Annotated in this window: 9 protein-coding genes and 1 pseudogene; 7 read left to right on the forward strand and 3 right to left on the reverse strand. The window is 47.5% G+C overall.

Annotated elements, in window-relative coordinates:
* Positions 1–322: 322 nt before the first annotated feature.
* The 6 genes and pseudogenes from AB4111_RS21445 (at position 323) to AB4111_RS21470 (ending at position 9072) form a co-directional block, all read left to right on the forward strand.
* Positions 323–1684 carry an FAD-dependent oxidoreductase gene (locus tag AB4111_RS21445; RefSeq protein ID WP_442033147.1) on the forward strand — a complete coding sequence of 454 codons (1362 nt, stop codon included), beginning with the start codon at positions 323–325 and terminating at the stop codon, positions 1682–1684.
* A gap of 377 nt (positions 1685–2061) precedes the next feature.
* Complete coding sequence (locus AB4111_RS21450) at positions 2062–2913, forward strand: formate/nitrite transporter family protein (RefSeq protein ID WP_442033148.1); 852 nt, start codon at positions 2062–2064, stop codon at positions 2911–2913.
* A gap of 446 nt (positions 2914–3359) precedes the next feature.
* Positions 3360–5423 (forward strand): molybdopterin-containing oxidoreductase family protein, encoded by a 2064-nt coding sequence (locus AB4111_RS21455; RefSeq protein WP_442033149.1) that lies wholly within the window; start codon positions 3360–3362, stop codon positions 5421–5423.
* A 185-nt stretch (positions 5424–5608) separates the two neighbouring features.
* Positions 5609–6832, forward strand: a pseudogene (locus AB4111_RS21460) (MFS transporter).
* A gap of 276 nt (positions 6833–7108) precedes the next feature.
* Entirely contained in the window at positions 7109–7306 is a 198-nt protein-coding gene (locus AB4111_RS21465; RefSeq protein ID WP_442033150.1) for a hypothetical protein, read from the forward strand.
* A gap of 185 nt (positions 7307–7491) precedes the next feature.
* Positions 7492–9072, forward strand: a complete 1581-nt coding sequence (locus AB4111_RS21470) for a hypothetical protein (protein ID WP_442033151.1) — start codon at positions 7492–7494, stop codon at positions 9070–9072.
* A gap of 91 nt (positions 9073–9163) precedes the next feature.
* On the opposite strand, the gene AB4111_RS21475 is transcribed toward AB4111_RS21470, so the two are convergent.
* The 3 genes from AB4111_RS21475 to AB4111_RS21485 form a co-directional block, all read right to left on the reverse strand.
* The gene (locus AB4111_RS21475; RefSeq protein ID WP_442033152.1) at positions 9164–10876 is read right to left on the reverse strand and encodes an ABC transporter ATP-binding protein; all 1713 of its coding nucleotides are present in this window, start codon (positions 10874–10876) and stop codon (positions 9164–9166) included.
* Between the two features lie 78 nt (positions 10877–10954).
* The gene (locus tag AB4111_RS21480; RefSeq protein ID WP_442033153.1) at positions 10955–11983 is read right to left on the reverse strand and encodes an ABC transporter substrate-binding protein; all 1029 of its coding nucleotides are present in this window, start codon (positions 11981–11983) and stop codon (positions 10955–10957) included.
* Positions 11984–12093: 110 nt separating this feature from the next.
* On the reverse strand, positions 12094–13731 hold the full coding sequence (locus AB4111_RS21485; protein WP_442033154.1) for an ABC transporter substrate-binding protein: 1638 nt from the start codon (positions 13729–13731) through the stop codon (positions 12094–12096).
* 725 nt (positions 13732–14456) lie between these two features.
* Between AB4111_RS21485 and AB4111_RS21490 the strand changes: the two genes are divergently transcribed.
* Positions 14457–15446 (forward strand): LacI family DNA-binding transcriptional regulator, encoded by a 990-nt coding sequence (locus tag AB4111_RS21490; protein ID WP_253441412.1) that lies wholly within the window; start codon positions 14457–14459, stop codon positions 15444–15446.
* Positions 15447–15478: the final 32 nt, after the last annotated feature.

Here is a 15478-nt window from a genome sequence, read left to right on the forward strand (position 1 = left end):
TCAAGCGTGACAGGAACCATGCAGAGTACAGCAGGCATTGAACGACAGGGATCGCGGAAGCCATTGCATAGCATAAACCAACCCGAATCCGGGGACAATGAAATCAATACAATGAAGGGAAGAAAGGCTTAAATACAGCGAATAACCTCATTCGACAAATTTTTTTTTGCTCAACCTATTGAAATGTGAAAAAGATCACATTATAATGAGTGTATAAAGTGAAATAAATCACATATACAGTTTCGAACAAGAAGTGAAATATTTCACAACCATAATAACGTTATATTCAAACTCATTTATATATTTCGAGGAGGAACTTTTAATGAAAATCGCAGTTATCGGATGTACACACGCAGGAACCGCAGCCATCGTAAACACCGCCAAATTGTACCCGGATGCTACCATCACCGTGTATGAGCGCAATGACAATATCTCCTTCCTATCTTGTGGCATTGCGCTCTACGTAGGTGGAGTTGTGAAAGACCCTGACGGCTTGTTCTATTCTTCGCCTAATCAATTGGCAGAGCTTGGTGTTGAGACCAAGATGCTTCACGAAGTGACAGCGGTCGATGCCAAGGGTCATACCTTGCGGGCTAAAAACCTGCAAACCGGGGAAGAATTTGAAGATACGTTTGACAAACTGATCGTGACAACAGGTTCATGGCCTGTCGTTCCGAAACTTGAAGGCATCGAGATGGATAATATTCTGCTATGCAAAAACTACAATCATTCCAACACAATTATTGAAAAAGCCAAAGATGCCAAACGGGTCACCGTTGTAGGTGCAGGATATATCGGCGTAGAACTGGTGGAAGCTTTCCAGATGAACGGTAAGGAAGTTACCCTGATCGACAGCGTGGACCGGATTCTGAATAAATATTTGGATCCTGAGTTCACGGATGCGATTGAAGATACGCTGACTGGACGCGGTATCAAGCTCGCTCTTGGTCAAACGGTACAGAAGTTTACTGGGGAGAACGGCAAAGTAACCAAAGTAATCACGTCCAAAGGGGAGTTCGAAACCGATCTGGTTATTCTGTGCATTGGTTTCCGTCCAAATACCGAGCTGCTCAAAGGCCAAGTGGATATGCTGCCAAACGGCGCAATCATCGTGGATAAATATATGCAAACCAGTCAAAAAGACGTCTTCGCTGCGGGTGACAGCTGCGCCATTCATTACAACCCGACAGGTAAAGCATCTTACATTCCACTCGCGACTAACGCCGTGCGGATGGGTACACTCGTAGCCCGTAACCTGGTTCGTCCTACGACACCGTATATGGGTACACAAGGAACATCGGGTATCAAAATTTATGAGCAAAATATCGCGGGTACAGGAATGACTGAAATGTCTGCTGCTGACGAAGGTCTGATTGTGGAGGCGGTAGTACTGGAAGACAGCTATCGTCCAGAGTTCATGCCAACGGCGGAGAAACTGTTGCTCAAAGTGGTATATGAGCAGGCTACTCGTCGGATCGTTGGAGCACAGGTGATGTCTCAGGTTGATCTGACCCAATCGATTAATACGATCTCGGTCTGCATCCAAAACAACATGACCGTAGATGAGCTGGCCTTCATCGACTTCTTCTTCCAGCCACATTACAACAAACCGTGGAACTTCCTGAACACGGCTGGTCTGCAAGCACTGCCACCGGTAGAAGTAAAAGCACCAGCAATGGTGTAAGGAAGCAGAATCGATGGTTTTAACAGCGATCTTGATAAACGCCAAACAAAGATAAGTCATGCTTATCTGTAAATATAAGGTGTACAATAACTGCCAGGAATACGAAACAAGGCGGACGATTATAAGCAAAAAGAAGACTGGCGAGTATATCGTCAGTCTTTTTTGTGATTTTTTAGCTATATAAGGCCTAACTGTCTCTTGCTGTCATAACTATGCAAAGCCGATCTTAAAAGCATCTTTTTTAAACCGCATTGTGATAATTTGCACAAAGTTTCGCGCTATACCCATATACAATTGAGATATGGCATTCAACGTATCAACAAAGAAATTCAGGCGGTTTTATTCCACGAAGAACAATGAAGGAGAGGATGAAAGATATGGCAGCAAAAACACCTCTTGAGGTTGCACAATATACGGCGCAAACAGGCATGAAGAAGGCTCAAAATCCGGTATCTTCTGTACTCGTGCTCAGTTTTCTGGCAGGGGCTTTTATTGCGCTGGGATTTCTGCTGGATATTCGTGTGATTGCTTCTGCACCGGCTGAATGGGGAAGCTTGGTTAATCTGATTGGAGCAGCAGTGTTCCCGGTCGGATTGATGCTAGTACTCATAGGTGGCGGTGAATTGCTGACAGGGAATATGATGGCTGTTCCGCTCGCTACGATTGCTCGAAAGTTATCCGTAGGTAGCATGTTGAAAAATCTAACATTAGTGACGATTGGTAACTTTATTGGAGCTTTGTTTGTCGCGTACGTGTTTGGACATGTGCTTGGTCTGACCGGAGAGGGTGTATATCTGGCAAAAGTAGTGGATATGGCGGGTCACAAGTTGCATGACGGATTCCTGCAAGCTTTCATCTCCGGTATCGGCTGTAACTGGCTGGTCGCGTTGGCCGTGTGGCTATCTTATGCATCGGATACGATGAGTGGCAAGGTACTGGGCATTTGGTTTCCAACGATGGCGTTTGTAGCTATTGGATTCCAGCACGTTGTGGCTAATATGTTCCTCATCCCGGCGGCAATCTTCGAAGGACATTATTCGTGGGGCCAATATGTAATGAATTTCATTCCGGTATGGCTTGGGAATCTGACTGGAGGTGCTCTGTTTGTAGCTGCAGCCTATTGGGTGGTGTACCTGCGTCAAGCTGAGCCAAAAGTGAAACTGGAGGTAGCAACGTCGATCGAAGCTGTGGAGACGGAGGCTAGAGTGATGTTGAGCAAGCAGGCGTAGCGTAATAACATTACAATGCATGACCCGACACTTATGCTTCATATACACATAGAAGTGAAGACGATTCTGATCTTGCTCCGTTTCATGGCGAATATGCTGTGATGGAGCAGGTCGGAATCGTTTTTTTTGTGTAATGTCTTTGTTGGATGTTAACGCAAAATAAATTCGCCATGAAAAGGTTCGGGGGAACGAAACCTGTTCATGGCGAATTTCGGGAGTGGTCCATGATATGGCATGAGGAGGAAGTGGGGAAACACTAGCCTAATGCCTTATTTTTAATTTACCCCTGTATTCTGAAGTTGAATCAATTGGCATAACATTTTTTTAAAAATATTTCGAAGCCGCTATAGCGGTGAATATGAAGCAAAAAGATACTGTTCTCTTTACGTGATAACCTCGGAGAAGATATGATATAGGGATAGCTTTTACAGAGGGGGAGCCATACGATGATCGATCAGGAGAATGGGGTATTTGCAGCGGTATGCCCGCTCGATTGTCCAGACACTTGTGGTCTGTTATTACATAAAGAGAACGGCAAAATTGTGAAGGTGGCGGGCAATCCGGACCATCCGATAACCAAGGGTGCCATTTGTAATAAAGTTAGAAATATGACGGAGCGGGTGTATCACCCCGAGCGTCTGCAATATCCGATGAGACGTGTTGGAGCCAAGGGTGAAGGCAAGTTCGAACGAATCAGTTGGGATGAAGCAATTAAGGAGATTACGACCAAGTTCACTGCATTGTCCGAAACCTACGGGCCTGAGAGCATCCTGCCCTACAGCTTCTACGGTAACATGGGCATTCTCGGCGTAGACGGCATGGATCGACGTTTCTTCAATGCACTAGGTGCAAGTGTGCTGGAGCAGACGATCTGTAATGCCGCCGGAAATACGGGCTGGAAATATACGATGGGAGCCAACCATGGAACGGTGCCGGAAGATACGGAGCATGCGGATCTCATCCTGGTGTGGGGCGGCAATATCGTCAGTACAAATATGCATCAGGTCGTTTTGGCGGAGAAAGCACGCAAGAAAGGCGCCCAGATCGTCGTAATCGACGTTCATCGCAATCGTACTGCTCAATGGGGCGACTGGTTTATTCCTCTGTACCCAGGCACAGACAGTGCACTGGCGCTCGGATTGATGCATGTGCTGTTTGAACGGGGACTGACGGATGAAGCGTTTATGCAAAAGTATACGGTAGGACATGAGGCACTACGTGATCATGTCCGCAGTTACACCCCTGAACGCGTTGCACGCATTACTGGTGTGCCCGAGGAGACCATTGTGGAGTTGGCTGAACGGTATGGCAACGCACAGGCAGCCCATATTCACATCGGCAATGGCCTCCAGCACCATGATAATGGGGGTATGAACGTGCGTAGCGTAGCTTGTCTGCCTGCCATTACAGGGCAATGGCTGAAACAAGGCGGCGGTGCCGTGCGTACCAACAGTTACGTGAGCACGAATAGCGATTCGCTGGAACGTCCGGAACTGCGGCAGAATTCGGAGCCGCGGGTGGTGAACATGAACCGGATTGGTGAAGCGCTGCTGGAAGCGGAGCAGCCGATCCGGGCCATGATGGTCTACTGCAGCAACCCACTGGTGGTGGCACCGGATACGGAACGAGTGGAGCGAGGTTTTGCAAGGGAAGATCTGTTCACGGTTGTGCATGATCTGTTCATGACGGATACGGCAAAATATGCAGATATCGTATTGCCCGCTACGTCTTCATTTGAAGCGACGGACCTGTATGCCTCCTATTGGCATCAGTACGTTCATCTGCAAGAGCCAGTGATTGTACCGATTGGAGAGAGCAAGAGTAATGTAGAGTTGTTTTCCCTGCTTGGGCAGGCCATGGGGTATGATCCTGCAATCTTCGGAGAAACGCCTGAACAGATGATTAAGGACGCACTCCAGGGTACAGGCAATCCTTACATGAATGGAGTTACGTTAGAAGGACTGAAGGAACACCGTTTCGTGAAGCTGGATATGTCGTCACATGCTGCATTTCTGGATCAGCTGCCCACGCCTTCAGGCAAAATTGAATTGTATTCGGAGACAATGGAACAGCGAGGGCTTCCACCGCTCCCTACCTATAGCGCTCTGATTGAAGGATATGATGGGGAGAATCCGGCTGGACCTGCCGATACGTATCCGTTGATGTTCCTGTCACCGCCAAACCATAATTTCCTGAACTCGACCTTCGGTAACTCAGCCAAACACCAGCGTTTGGAAAAGATGCCTTTATTGCAAATGCACCCCGAGGATGCTGCTCGCAGAAACGTGCAGGATGGCGATGCAGTAGTCGTATGGAATGATCGTGGGCGTATCGAACTTACCGCCAAGGTGAGTGAAGCCATGCTGCCGGGAACCGTCATCAGCCAAGGCTTATGGTGGGATGGGGAAGGCAAGAAGCAGAGAGCCAATTCACTCACGTCCAATCGGTTGTCGGACATGGGCAACGGGGCTACATTCTTCTCGGCCACTGTCGAAGTGAAGCGTCAATGAGTGTGCTTGCAGCGGGATGTTTTTGAGGTAAGATGAACAAAGGATAGAACTTGAGCAGGATCTAAAGAGCAATACATGTAACACTTCCAAAGGCCTTCGCTCTGGCTGGTTATGCCGTCAGGGCAAAGGTTTTTTTGGTATGGGAACACGTTTTGTAGCGTATTAAGGAGAATGAACTAGAGATGATGAGATGGCTGGATAACTATCCAAAAGAAGTGAGAGTTTTTTTGCTGGCAAGTCTGGTTAACGCAACCGGTAGTGCCTTGATGTGGCCGCTGACCACCATGTATGTGTTTGATGAGCTAGGACGGACGATGGCCAACGCGGGTTTTGTAATCCTCATTCAGTCCCTGGGTGGCATCTTTGGACAATTGCTTGGAGGGTCCTTGTATCACCGGGTGGGCGTGAAGAAGCTGATCATTGGCTCACTGGCGCTTAATGCATTAGGTCTGTTTGCGCTGCCCTGGATTAGCGCGTACTGGGTCGTATTTATATGTGCCATGGGCTGGATTGGCTTGTTCAGTTCATTGTCGCTGCCAGCGATTCAAGCCTTTATCGGCTTCCGGTTTGCGGAGAGACGCGGTGAACTATTCAATATTATCTATGTAGCGAACAATATCGGGGTGGCGATTGGTACGGCGCTGAGTGGTTTTCTGGCTGACTTTTCCTATCACCTCAGCTTTGTACTGAACGGAGTGACTTCAGCCGGATTTGCGATGTTCTTCTGGTATTATCTGTCGCGGGTTGAACCGGATCAGGGGGAAGTACATCTGACGAAACGCAAAACTGTTCCCGATGGGCCGGGCGTCTGGGCATTGCTGGGCAATACCCGATTATATCTGTTTATGAGCTTGGGCGTGTTGTTCCTGTTATTCGGCAATTCCATATGGAATACCGGCGTATCTCCGTATATCATTTCTGAGGGAATGGAGAAAAGAATGTACGGTCTGCTCTGGACCCTGAACGGGGTACTGATCTTTGTAGGATAACCTTTCACCAGTTGGGTGAAACGGACCATGGCCCGTACCTCTACGGCCCAGATGACCGCGAGTGCGGTATTCTATGGCATGGCCTACATTGTCATGATTACCATGTACAGCTATCCGGGCATGGTGCTCGCCATGGTACTTGCCACGTTTGGGGAGATGTTGATCTCCCCTGCAACGCCTGCATTTATCTCGGAGCATGCGGGCAGAGCTGCTCCTTTTTACATCGGGATATCGGGTGGGATCGGTGCGGTTGGACGGGTTATCGGGCCATATGCGATGGGGGTCATGTATGACAAGCAAGGGCTTATTCCTGTAGCGTGGCTGGCAACGGGCACAGCGGCAATTGCGGTACTTGGTTTTGTACTGCACGCAGTGTTGAACCGTAATCGTGAAGTGAAGGAGTATGGGATGGATACGTAACGTTGTAACGTAAATACGCCTTCTGCACCCTGGTTATTTTAAAAATGAAGCGAGGCTAACCTTCACCCTATAGCGGGGTGAGGGTTTTCTTGTCTTTGAAGGGACCAGCTCCAATAGCCGGCTAGTGGATGATTTTTCTCGATGAGATGAGACAGGATTGTTCAGAAATCAGACTTGTTATGCTTCATAACCATGTCAATCATCGTTCTCCCCTCTATTTGTGCATAATGCTCATATAATAGAATGGATCTGGTAAAAGGCAGGAGGCTGCATACGATGTACAAGGTTTTGTTGGTCGATGATGAATTTATGATCTCGGACGGGATCTCCAGTGTTGTGAACTGGTCGCGATTAGGAACAGAGCTGACCGGCATTGCCCAAGATGGATTGGAAGCGCTTGCTATGACCGGCGGCGAAGAATTTCCGTCAGCGGGCAAACGCAATTTTAAATGGGAAGTGATAAGAATGGACTAGATCATATATGTATTTAATAGGCTTGGGGCTGTTGTCGTTCACAAGTTCAACCTTCATTCTACTTGGGTGAGGGTTTTTGTTATGGTATGGTGTATATTTCCTCTAGTATAATAAAAATGGGTAGTGTCCTATCTGTAGATTAGATAGATTCTATCCATATATTAGTGGATGAGGAGTGTCAGGACATGTCCATACATCAGATAGGTCACAAGGTGTCTTTTGCAGATATACAAACGAAGTTGCCTCAGGAAAGTTGGATGTACACTCATAATGAAGCGCACAACGGTGAATTTGAAGCCGAGGAAGTATGGTTACATTCTGGTGATCTTCATATCAGTGAACTGTTGTTGGATGAAGGACCTTTTTTGATCTTAGTTGACGGAAATCTGACAGTGGATCGTTATATTGGCAATACAAGTTCCGACGCGGCCAGTTCAAATCTGGTTGTACTTGGGAATCTCATAACGCCCTATATGATCGTGGGTGGGCAGGAAATATATATTACAGGTAATCTCTATGTGGAGGATATGTTCTGGGGGGATTATAACCATGGAGAATTGACAGTGAGAGGGAATGTAGAAGGTGGATTGCTGGTAAGTACCGAGCAATATAAGATTCAGGTTCAAGGACAGCGTAATGTGAAGCGTCAGCTTGAAGAATGGGAGGATCTCGGACCATGGCGGGGCTCTGACATGTTGACGTTATTGGTTCCTGAATGTGTGATTGATGAAGATACAGAGCCGTTTCCTTGGCGAGAAGAAATGTTAAGGAGGCTGCAGCAGGGACAACCTGTAATCAACCGAAAGTACATTCATGCTGATGAATCAGAGCCAGATGTGCCGGATTGGTTCGAAGATCATCGGGTTACCGCTGAGAACATAGAGCGTCTTACTCATCCATCTTTGTTGCCTGTAAGAGAGGAGGATGAGTTACTGAACAGCTATGAATTTTGGTTGGACGAGCAATTTTGCCGAGTATCGGTCTATGGAGATGAGCATACGGAGGGGTATTTCCGCAGTCTGTATTTTCAGGATGACCACAATTGTGCATTGTTGCTTAAGATGGAGCCTTCGGATCAAGGTTCCAACTCTCCTGATAAACATATCGTACAATCGGGTAAACCTGTCTGGATGATCTCAGGAGCATATCGTTATCTGCACAATGAGAATTCGGAATGGAACGTATTCTCGGAGAACTCACCTGCTGATATTCAGCAGTTAAGCGAGCAAGGATGGAGCACCTTGTTGCAGTCTGTATCGAATTATCAGTATGCCCGTTCCTTAATTCCGCACCAACTGATCCATGATTTGTTAGCACTGCCTGTCGTGGAGCCATATGACGATTATTATGATGATGATCGGCACGGACTGTGGATTGGAGAGTTATATTTTGCATTTCGACAAGCAGGTCAGATGTCTAATGGTGTTCCCCAGCCAGCCATGCTACGTATTGGAAGAGAGTATGTGGATGCTCAAGGGGAGACCCAGGTGGAGAAATACTATTATACCCTGCACCAACATGCGGACGGCTCGGAAAGTGTGTTGATCGAATACTCGGCTCAGAATAACGAGGATGAGGAAGAAGAACCGTTGTTGCTTGAAATTCATTATATTGGAGGCTCTCAGTTACTGCATGCCGTTCAATTGCTGGAACGTGGACGCCAAGTGCTCATTCAAGCGAATGAAGATCTACTGAATGGAGAGCTACCGTACGCTGCTGAATCATTTGCGAAACGGTTCTGGAAATCAAAAGGATATCTGAAATGAATAAAACAACCTTCACCTCGTTTGCAGAGGGAAGGTTGTTTTCATTCCGTATTTGGTTTTTTCGATGGTTGCTATTGTTAGGGCATGTTACTTAACCAAACTGGGCTTGATGCAGTCGGCTATACGAGCCTTTACGCGCGAGCAGTTCTTCATGGCTTCCTTGTTCAGCGACGCTACCGTTCTCCACCACCACGATTCGATCGGCGTGTCTGATCGTCGCCAGTCGATGGGCAATCACCAATGTCGTACGTCCCTGAGCCAGCTCGGACAAGGCCAGTTGAATGGCAGCTTCCGTCTCGGTATCAAGTGCGGAAGTGGCTTCATCCAAAATGAGAATAGGCGGGTTCTTCAGGATCATTCTTGCGATGGATAGACGTTGCTTCTGTCCGCCGGAGAGTTTTACGCCACGTTCACCAATCATGGTGTCCAGTCCATCTGGCTGGGATTGTACCAGTTCTTCCAGTTGTGCTCGGCGAATGGCTTGCCAGATTTCTTCATCGGAAGCATTTAGCTTGCCGTATGCAATATTTTCACGAATCGTTCCGTCAAACAGGAAAATATCCTGCTGCACAATCCCGATATGGGAGCGCAGTGATTCCAGCGTCATGTCCTTCACTGGAATGCCATCAATGGAGATATGTCCCGCATCCACATCGTAGAAACGTGGGATCAGACTGCATAGCGTCGTTTTGCCCCCTCCTGAAGGTCCAACCAGAGCGACCGTCTGGCCTGCCTGAACATTAAGGTTGACCTCAGACAGCGTGGGTTTATGTTCTCCATAAGAAAAGGTGACGTTATGGAAGGCAATATCGCCTTTCACATCCGGAATTGGTTTTGCCTGTGGTGTGTCTTCTACATCCGGTACGGCCTCAAGCAGCTCCAGATAACGTCTGAAACCGGCGATGCCTTTGGGATACGTCTCAATGACGGAGTTAATCTTTTCGATCGGTCCGAGGAATACATTGGACAGCATTACAAAAGCGATGAACTCCCCGTAAGTCATACTTCCTTGAATGACAAACCAGGTTCCACATACCAGTACAAACAGGGATACAAATTTCATCAGAATGAAGCTAAGTGAAGAGTTCCAGGCCATAATGCGGTAGGTGATCAGTTTAGTGAGTCTGAAACGTTCGTTGTTCTCAACGAAACGTCCTACTTCATGCTTTTCATTGGCAAAAGCCTGTACCACACGGATGCCGCTCACATTGTTCTCTACCCGTGCATTATAATCGGCGATATCTGCAAACATGCGCTTGAACGCCTTGGACATTTTGCGACTGAAGTACAGCGACAGGTAGATCATCAGCGGCACAATGATAAACGTCATCACAGCGAGCTGCCAGTTGATTCCCAGCATAATACCGAAAGCTCCGGCGAGTGTCATGAAGGCAATGAATAAGTCCTCGGGTCCGTGATGCGCGATCTCACCAATATCCATCAGATCGTTGGTCATGCGGGAGACCAGGTGCCCGGTCTTATTGTTATCGAAGAAACGGAAGGACTGTTTCTGTACACGCTGGAACAGTTCACGCCGCATATCGGATTCGATGTTAATACCGAGCTTGTGGCCCCAATAGGTGACTGCATAATGGAAAAAGGAACTGAGCAGGTAGATGCCGAGCAATCCCACACATGCCGTCAAGATCATGGACCAATTGCCAGCCGGAAGCAGTTGATCGACTACCCGGTTAACGGCAAGTGGAAAGGCCAGCTCCAGCAGCGCGGCGGCGATGGCACAGGAGAAGTCTAATATAAAGAGCCTTTTGTAAGGACGATAATAAGACATGAAACGGCGAAGCATATGTAAGTCCTCCTTGATATGACACAAATGCCCGAGCAGGCTGATCAGCCTATCCGGACACCTGTATTCATGCTTATGTTATTTACGATTTTGCTCGGCACGTTCTACGATCATATCGGCGAATTCTTCAGCCTGACCTTGAATCGCAATCGGGTCGAAGTACCAGTAACGGTCTTCCAGCAATTCGTACACCTGATTGTTTTTCACTGCCGGCAGGGATTGCCAGATGGAGTCGCCTTGGTAATTTTTATTGTTCTCTCCAACGGTTAAGAAGATATGATCCCCTGCATAATCACCAACAACTTCACGCGAAATCTCTTTCCATTGGGTATCACCCATCAGTTCTTTTTTTGTGATTTCGAGTGGGGCAAGTTGCAAAGCACTGTAGACCGCTTGTCCTCCTCGACCAAAATTGTCTCCATATCCATAATAACTCTTGTCGGATACTTCAAGGATGGAGAAGGTTTCCTCCGGTTTGATGACGGTTTTCACCTTAGCACGAGCGGCTTCAATCCGTTCATCGTACGTTTTCAGCCAGGCTTCGGCTGCTTCAGTTTTGTTCATCAGTTCTCCGAATCCCCGAATTTCGTCATGTACATTGGTGAATGTACCATAAGGAATCACTACGGTAGGTGCGATCTTTTGATAACTCTCAATTTCGCTGGCCTGGTCGGAGTATGTAATGATCAGATCCGGGTTCATGGCAATAACCTTCTCCATCGATACCGCTGCCCGATCACCGATGCTTTCAATGCCCTCCACCTGATCTGCATAGAACGGGTTTTCCAAATAATATTGAACAGCACCAACAGGTTTCACACCCAGTGCAAGCAGATCACTTACGTACATATCCGTCACGATCCGTTTGGGTTCAGCCGGAATTTCAACATCCCCGCTTAATGACTTGTAGATTCGCGTAGCATTCGAATTGTCCGAACCGGACGACGTGTCTGTGTTCGTCTCGGAAGAGGCTGTTGTTGTTTCGGTTCCCGCTGCCGATGTCTGTTCGGTGGAAGTGGAGCCTGTTCCGCTGCTACAAGCAGCCAGAATCATAATGATGGCGAGCATAAGCAGCAAGCCGGAAAAGCGTTTTTTTGCAGCAAACATATCCTTGTTCCCCCTATGTATAATCAATAATGATTATTATTCTCATTAATAACATAGAGGAAGACGTGAGTTTTGTACATGGACAACTATGATCACTATCGCATGGACAATTATGATGTGAGGTGATGCATGATACGCTTCAATTGCTCCATAACGGAAAAGGGATCAAATCCGTAGAACGTGTCGGCATCGATCTCGTATACACGTCCTTCCCGAACGGCGGAGAGGGTACCCCAGAATTCCTGATTCAGCAGGTTATCCAGCCTTTCTCGCTCGGAAGGTTCCTCAGGATAGGCAACAAACATGTGATCTGCTGCATACAAGTGAATCTCTGACAACGGAACATGAACATACCCTGTCAGTAACTGCCCATCCTGCACCATCTGTGAGGGTGGGGTGAAACCAAGGGATTGATACAGCACATGGGAAGCTCTGCCCCAGCCATGACCATAGATATAGGCGCCGTCCTCTCCGATCATAAACATGCAAACGGCAGACCCGCGTGTCCCTTCCATCGATTGATCCAACACATGATTGGCCTCTTGTTCAAGTTGATGATATCGATTCAATAACGCCCGTGCATTGGACTCAAGCCCGGTAATTCGGCCCAGATGAAGAAGCTGCTCCTGCCAATCGAGTTCTTCAAAGGGCATCAGAATGGTCGGGGCAATCACACGTAGTTCATCAGAACCGGGATGTGGTGCATACCCGATAATGACATCAGGATGAGCATTTTCAATCAGCTCTGGATGTTTAACCAGCTCATACTCGGAATACTGTTCAAAGTGATCACGCTCATGTTCTCCCCGTGTATCTTCCATCCAGCTTGCTACGGCGCCCATGTGGGGGATGTGGCCCAGTGCCAGAAGTGAAGCCGTATAGTTGTAAGTCAACGATACAATCTTCTTGGGCATTTTCCGGTAGTGAGTTGGTGCCGAGCCAACCATCTGTTTGAATTTGCGGCTCAGATAGAACGTGTCCCTGTAGCCTGTCAGTTGTGCAATTTCCTGTAGCGCAGGATTCGCGATCAACAGATGCTCTTGGGCCATCCTGATTCTGAGACGAGTCACATATTCAACAAAAGTAAGACCAGTATGTTTCTTGAACTCCCGTGAGAAATGCTCGGGACTCACATTGGCATCTCGTGCCAATTGTTCGCGGGTCAGCGGATGTGTATACATCTGATGGATATGTCTGAGTACGTTATCGAGCCAAGAGTGATCTTCATGAGCAGAATAGGCTACATGATCTTGCAAGATGTCCAGTAACTCATAGAACAGCATATGTGGCCTGAAAGGGCTGGAATCATGGCCTTTCGAACAGGCTTGAACCAGCTCCACTGCCTTGTCAGTGAGATTGCGGCTCACAATGGGGGCTGGTAACCCGAAAGGCCAGGACAAGTGTTCATTTTCAGTGGAATCAAAAGCAATCGCAATACCCTGTATGGGCGACAGAGAGCCGCGCTTGTTCTCGTGCTGAAGCAGGTTTCCGGCTTGCCGAACGACTGCGGAGCCTGCATTTAATGTGAGTTTTCCCTCTGCACTAATTATCCTGGCCTGACCAGCAGTAACGACGTATAGTACATGAAGTGTGTTCCACATTTCATCTATGCGAGAGAATGCTTCGCGGTCGTGAAGCTGCACCAGATGACACAGCTTGAACAGGGCAACGGGTACAGACTGAATCTTCTGCAAGGAAATGGGGCGGGACAGCGATTTTTTATGATACGTGGGCTTGAAAATATTCATTAGATAACTGTCTCCTTACATAAAGTCAGCAGGGGCATAATTCGTCTCATGCCCTTTGTATACTGGCGTAATTCTCGGATCTCGACTATTATGCAGTATATACTATAAATGAAGTGACGTGGATGGACAGATTGGACAATTCATATTTTTCTGTGAAAAATGGATAAAGTGGTTGAAATCGCTATCAACACCGACTATAATGAAAATGTCGAAACGTTTCAATCTGGCGTTTACTGCCAGTTTCATTGCGTTAGGCACAAACTGGTCAGAGGGCGTCAGATTGAAAGACGTGTTATGACCATCACGAATGGTACGGACTGGAACGGGGCACATTCAACCATGGTGCCGTAAGGATGGAGACAAGGATTTTTTTTGAGAACACCTCGAAACGTTTCGATTGACATCCATAGCAATGATATGTACAAAGATTAATAAACGATAATACAGGATTTAGTGGTTGTTCTAACCATGTATCGTATAGAATGTAGATAACCTTAGAATTTGTTCTATATAGGTTCAACTAAACTTTTTACGCGAGAACGGAGAGGACAGAAATAACGTGAAGAAGCGAAGCGTTCGCCTTTATCCCCGGATTTTCCCTTTGAAGAAGGGAATCAAAAAAATCTGGGGATAACAGCGATCGGAAGGTTATTCTGTCATCGGAGTGGTAAGTGTAAATATTCTTTAGTTGAACTTATATATAGTTTAGAAGGAGCGAACGTGGAATGGCAACGATTAAGGATGTGGCAAAGCTGGCAGGTGTAGCACTCTCGACTGCTTCCTATGCGCTGAGCGGGGATAGCAAGGTTAGTGCCAAGACCAAGGCTAAAGTGCTTGAGGCAGCACGAGAACTGAATTACCGCAAGAACGGCTTTGCCATGGACCTGAAGCGGAGCCGGACGAACACGATCGCTTTGATCTTGACAGATCTGTCGGGCCCGTATTACTCGGAGTTGATCCGTAGTGTACAGGATGTAGCCCTCGCTAACGGGTATGACCTGATTGCGTGTAGCTCCATGGGTGGACGGGATTCAACGGCAGTGAGATTTTTGCGTGAAAAAAGAGTAGACGGAGCCATCATCCTGGCGCATAACATTCATGATGATATTCTGGTGGAATCTGCCGGACAGCGCTTTCCGATCATTGTGATGGATCGTCAACTGTCGAGTGACCATTTGGTCAACGTGCTGGTGGATGGAGAGCAGGGCGGTTATCTTGCTACGCACCATCTGATCCAGGCTGGACATCAGAAGATTGCTTATATCAGTGGCCCATCCAACTCGTATGACAACGCGCTCCGTTACCAAGGGTATCTGCGAGCGATGCGGGAAGCGGGACTTGAAGAAAAGTCCAAATGGCGTCTGAACGGCAACTTTGTCCGTGAGGGTGGATACAGTGCTACCAAAATGATGATGATGCAGGGCGATCTTCCCTCAGCGGTATTTTACGGTAACGATGAGATGGCCATTGGGGGCCTGAAAGCATTGGAAGAGCGTGGTATATCGGTGCCGAATGACATTTCCGTGATCGGTTTTGATGATATTCAGTTGTCGGAATATGTTCGTCCACCGCTGACAACGATACGCCAGCCGAAGCATGAAGCCGGGTCGCTCGCCGGACATCTGTTATTCCAAATGCTCAATGGCGAAGCGGTTGACCCTTCATATACGTTAACGATTAATCTGATCGAGCGCAGCTCTGTACGTTCGGTTTAGGCCGAGTCTGACAACCAAGGAAATGCCTGCAT

It is taken from the genome of Paenibacillus sp. 2KB_22 (assembly GCF_052115745.1).
Classification (GTDB): domain Bacteria; phylum Bacillota; class Bacilli; order Paenibacillales; family Paenibacillaceae; genus Paenibacillus.

Bases quoted from the DNA above. Each gene is read 5' to 3' on its own strand.
- AB4111_RS21450 (WP_442033148.1), top strand. From the start codon at position 2,062: ATGGCAGCAAAAACACCTCTTGAGGTTGCACAATATACGGCGCAAACA.
- AB4111_RS21475 (WP_442033152.1), bottom strand. From the start codon at position 10,876: ATGCTTCGCCGTTTCATGTCTTATTATCGTCCTTACAAAAGGCTCTTT.
- AB4111_RS21485 (WP_442033154.1), bottom strand. From the start codon at position 13,731: ATGAATATTTTCAAGCCCACGTATCATAAAAAATCGCTGTCCCGCCCC.
- AB4111_RS21470 (WP_442033151.1), top strand. From the start codon at position 7,492: ATGTCCATACATCAGATAGGTCACAAGGTGTCTTTTGCAGATATACAA.
- AB4111_RS21465 (WP_442033150.1), top strand. From the start codon at position 7,109: ATGTACAAGGTTTTGTTGGTCGATGATGAATTTATGATCTCGGACGGG.
- AB4111_RS21480 (WP_442033153.1), bottom strand. From the start codon at position 11,983: ATGTTTGCTGCAAAAAAACGCTTTTCCGGCTTGCTGCTTATGCTCGCC.
- AB4111_RS21455 (WP_442033149.1), top strand. From the start codon at position 3,360: ATGATCGATCAGGAGAATGGGGTATTTGCAGCGGTATGCCCGCTCGAT.
- AB4111_RS21445 (WP_442033147.1), top strand. From the start codon at position 323: ATGAAAATCGCAGTTATCGGATGTACACACGCAGGAACCGCAGCCATC.
- AB4111_RS21490 (WP_253441412.1), top strand. From the start codon at position 14,457: ATGGCAACGATTAAGGATGTGGCAAAGCTGGCAGGTGTAGCACTCTCG.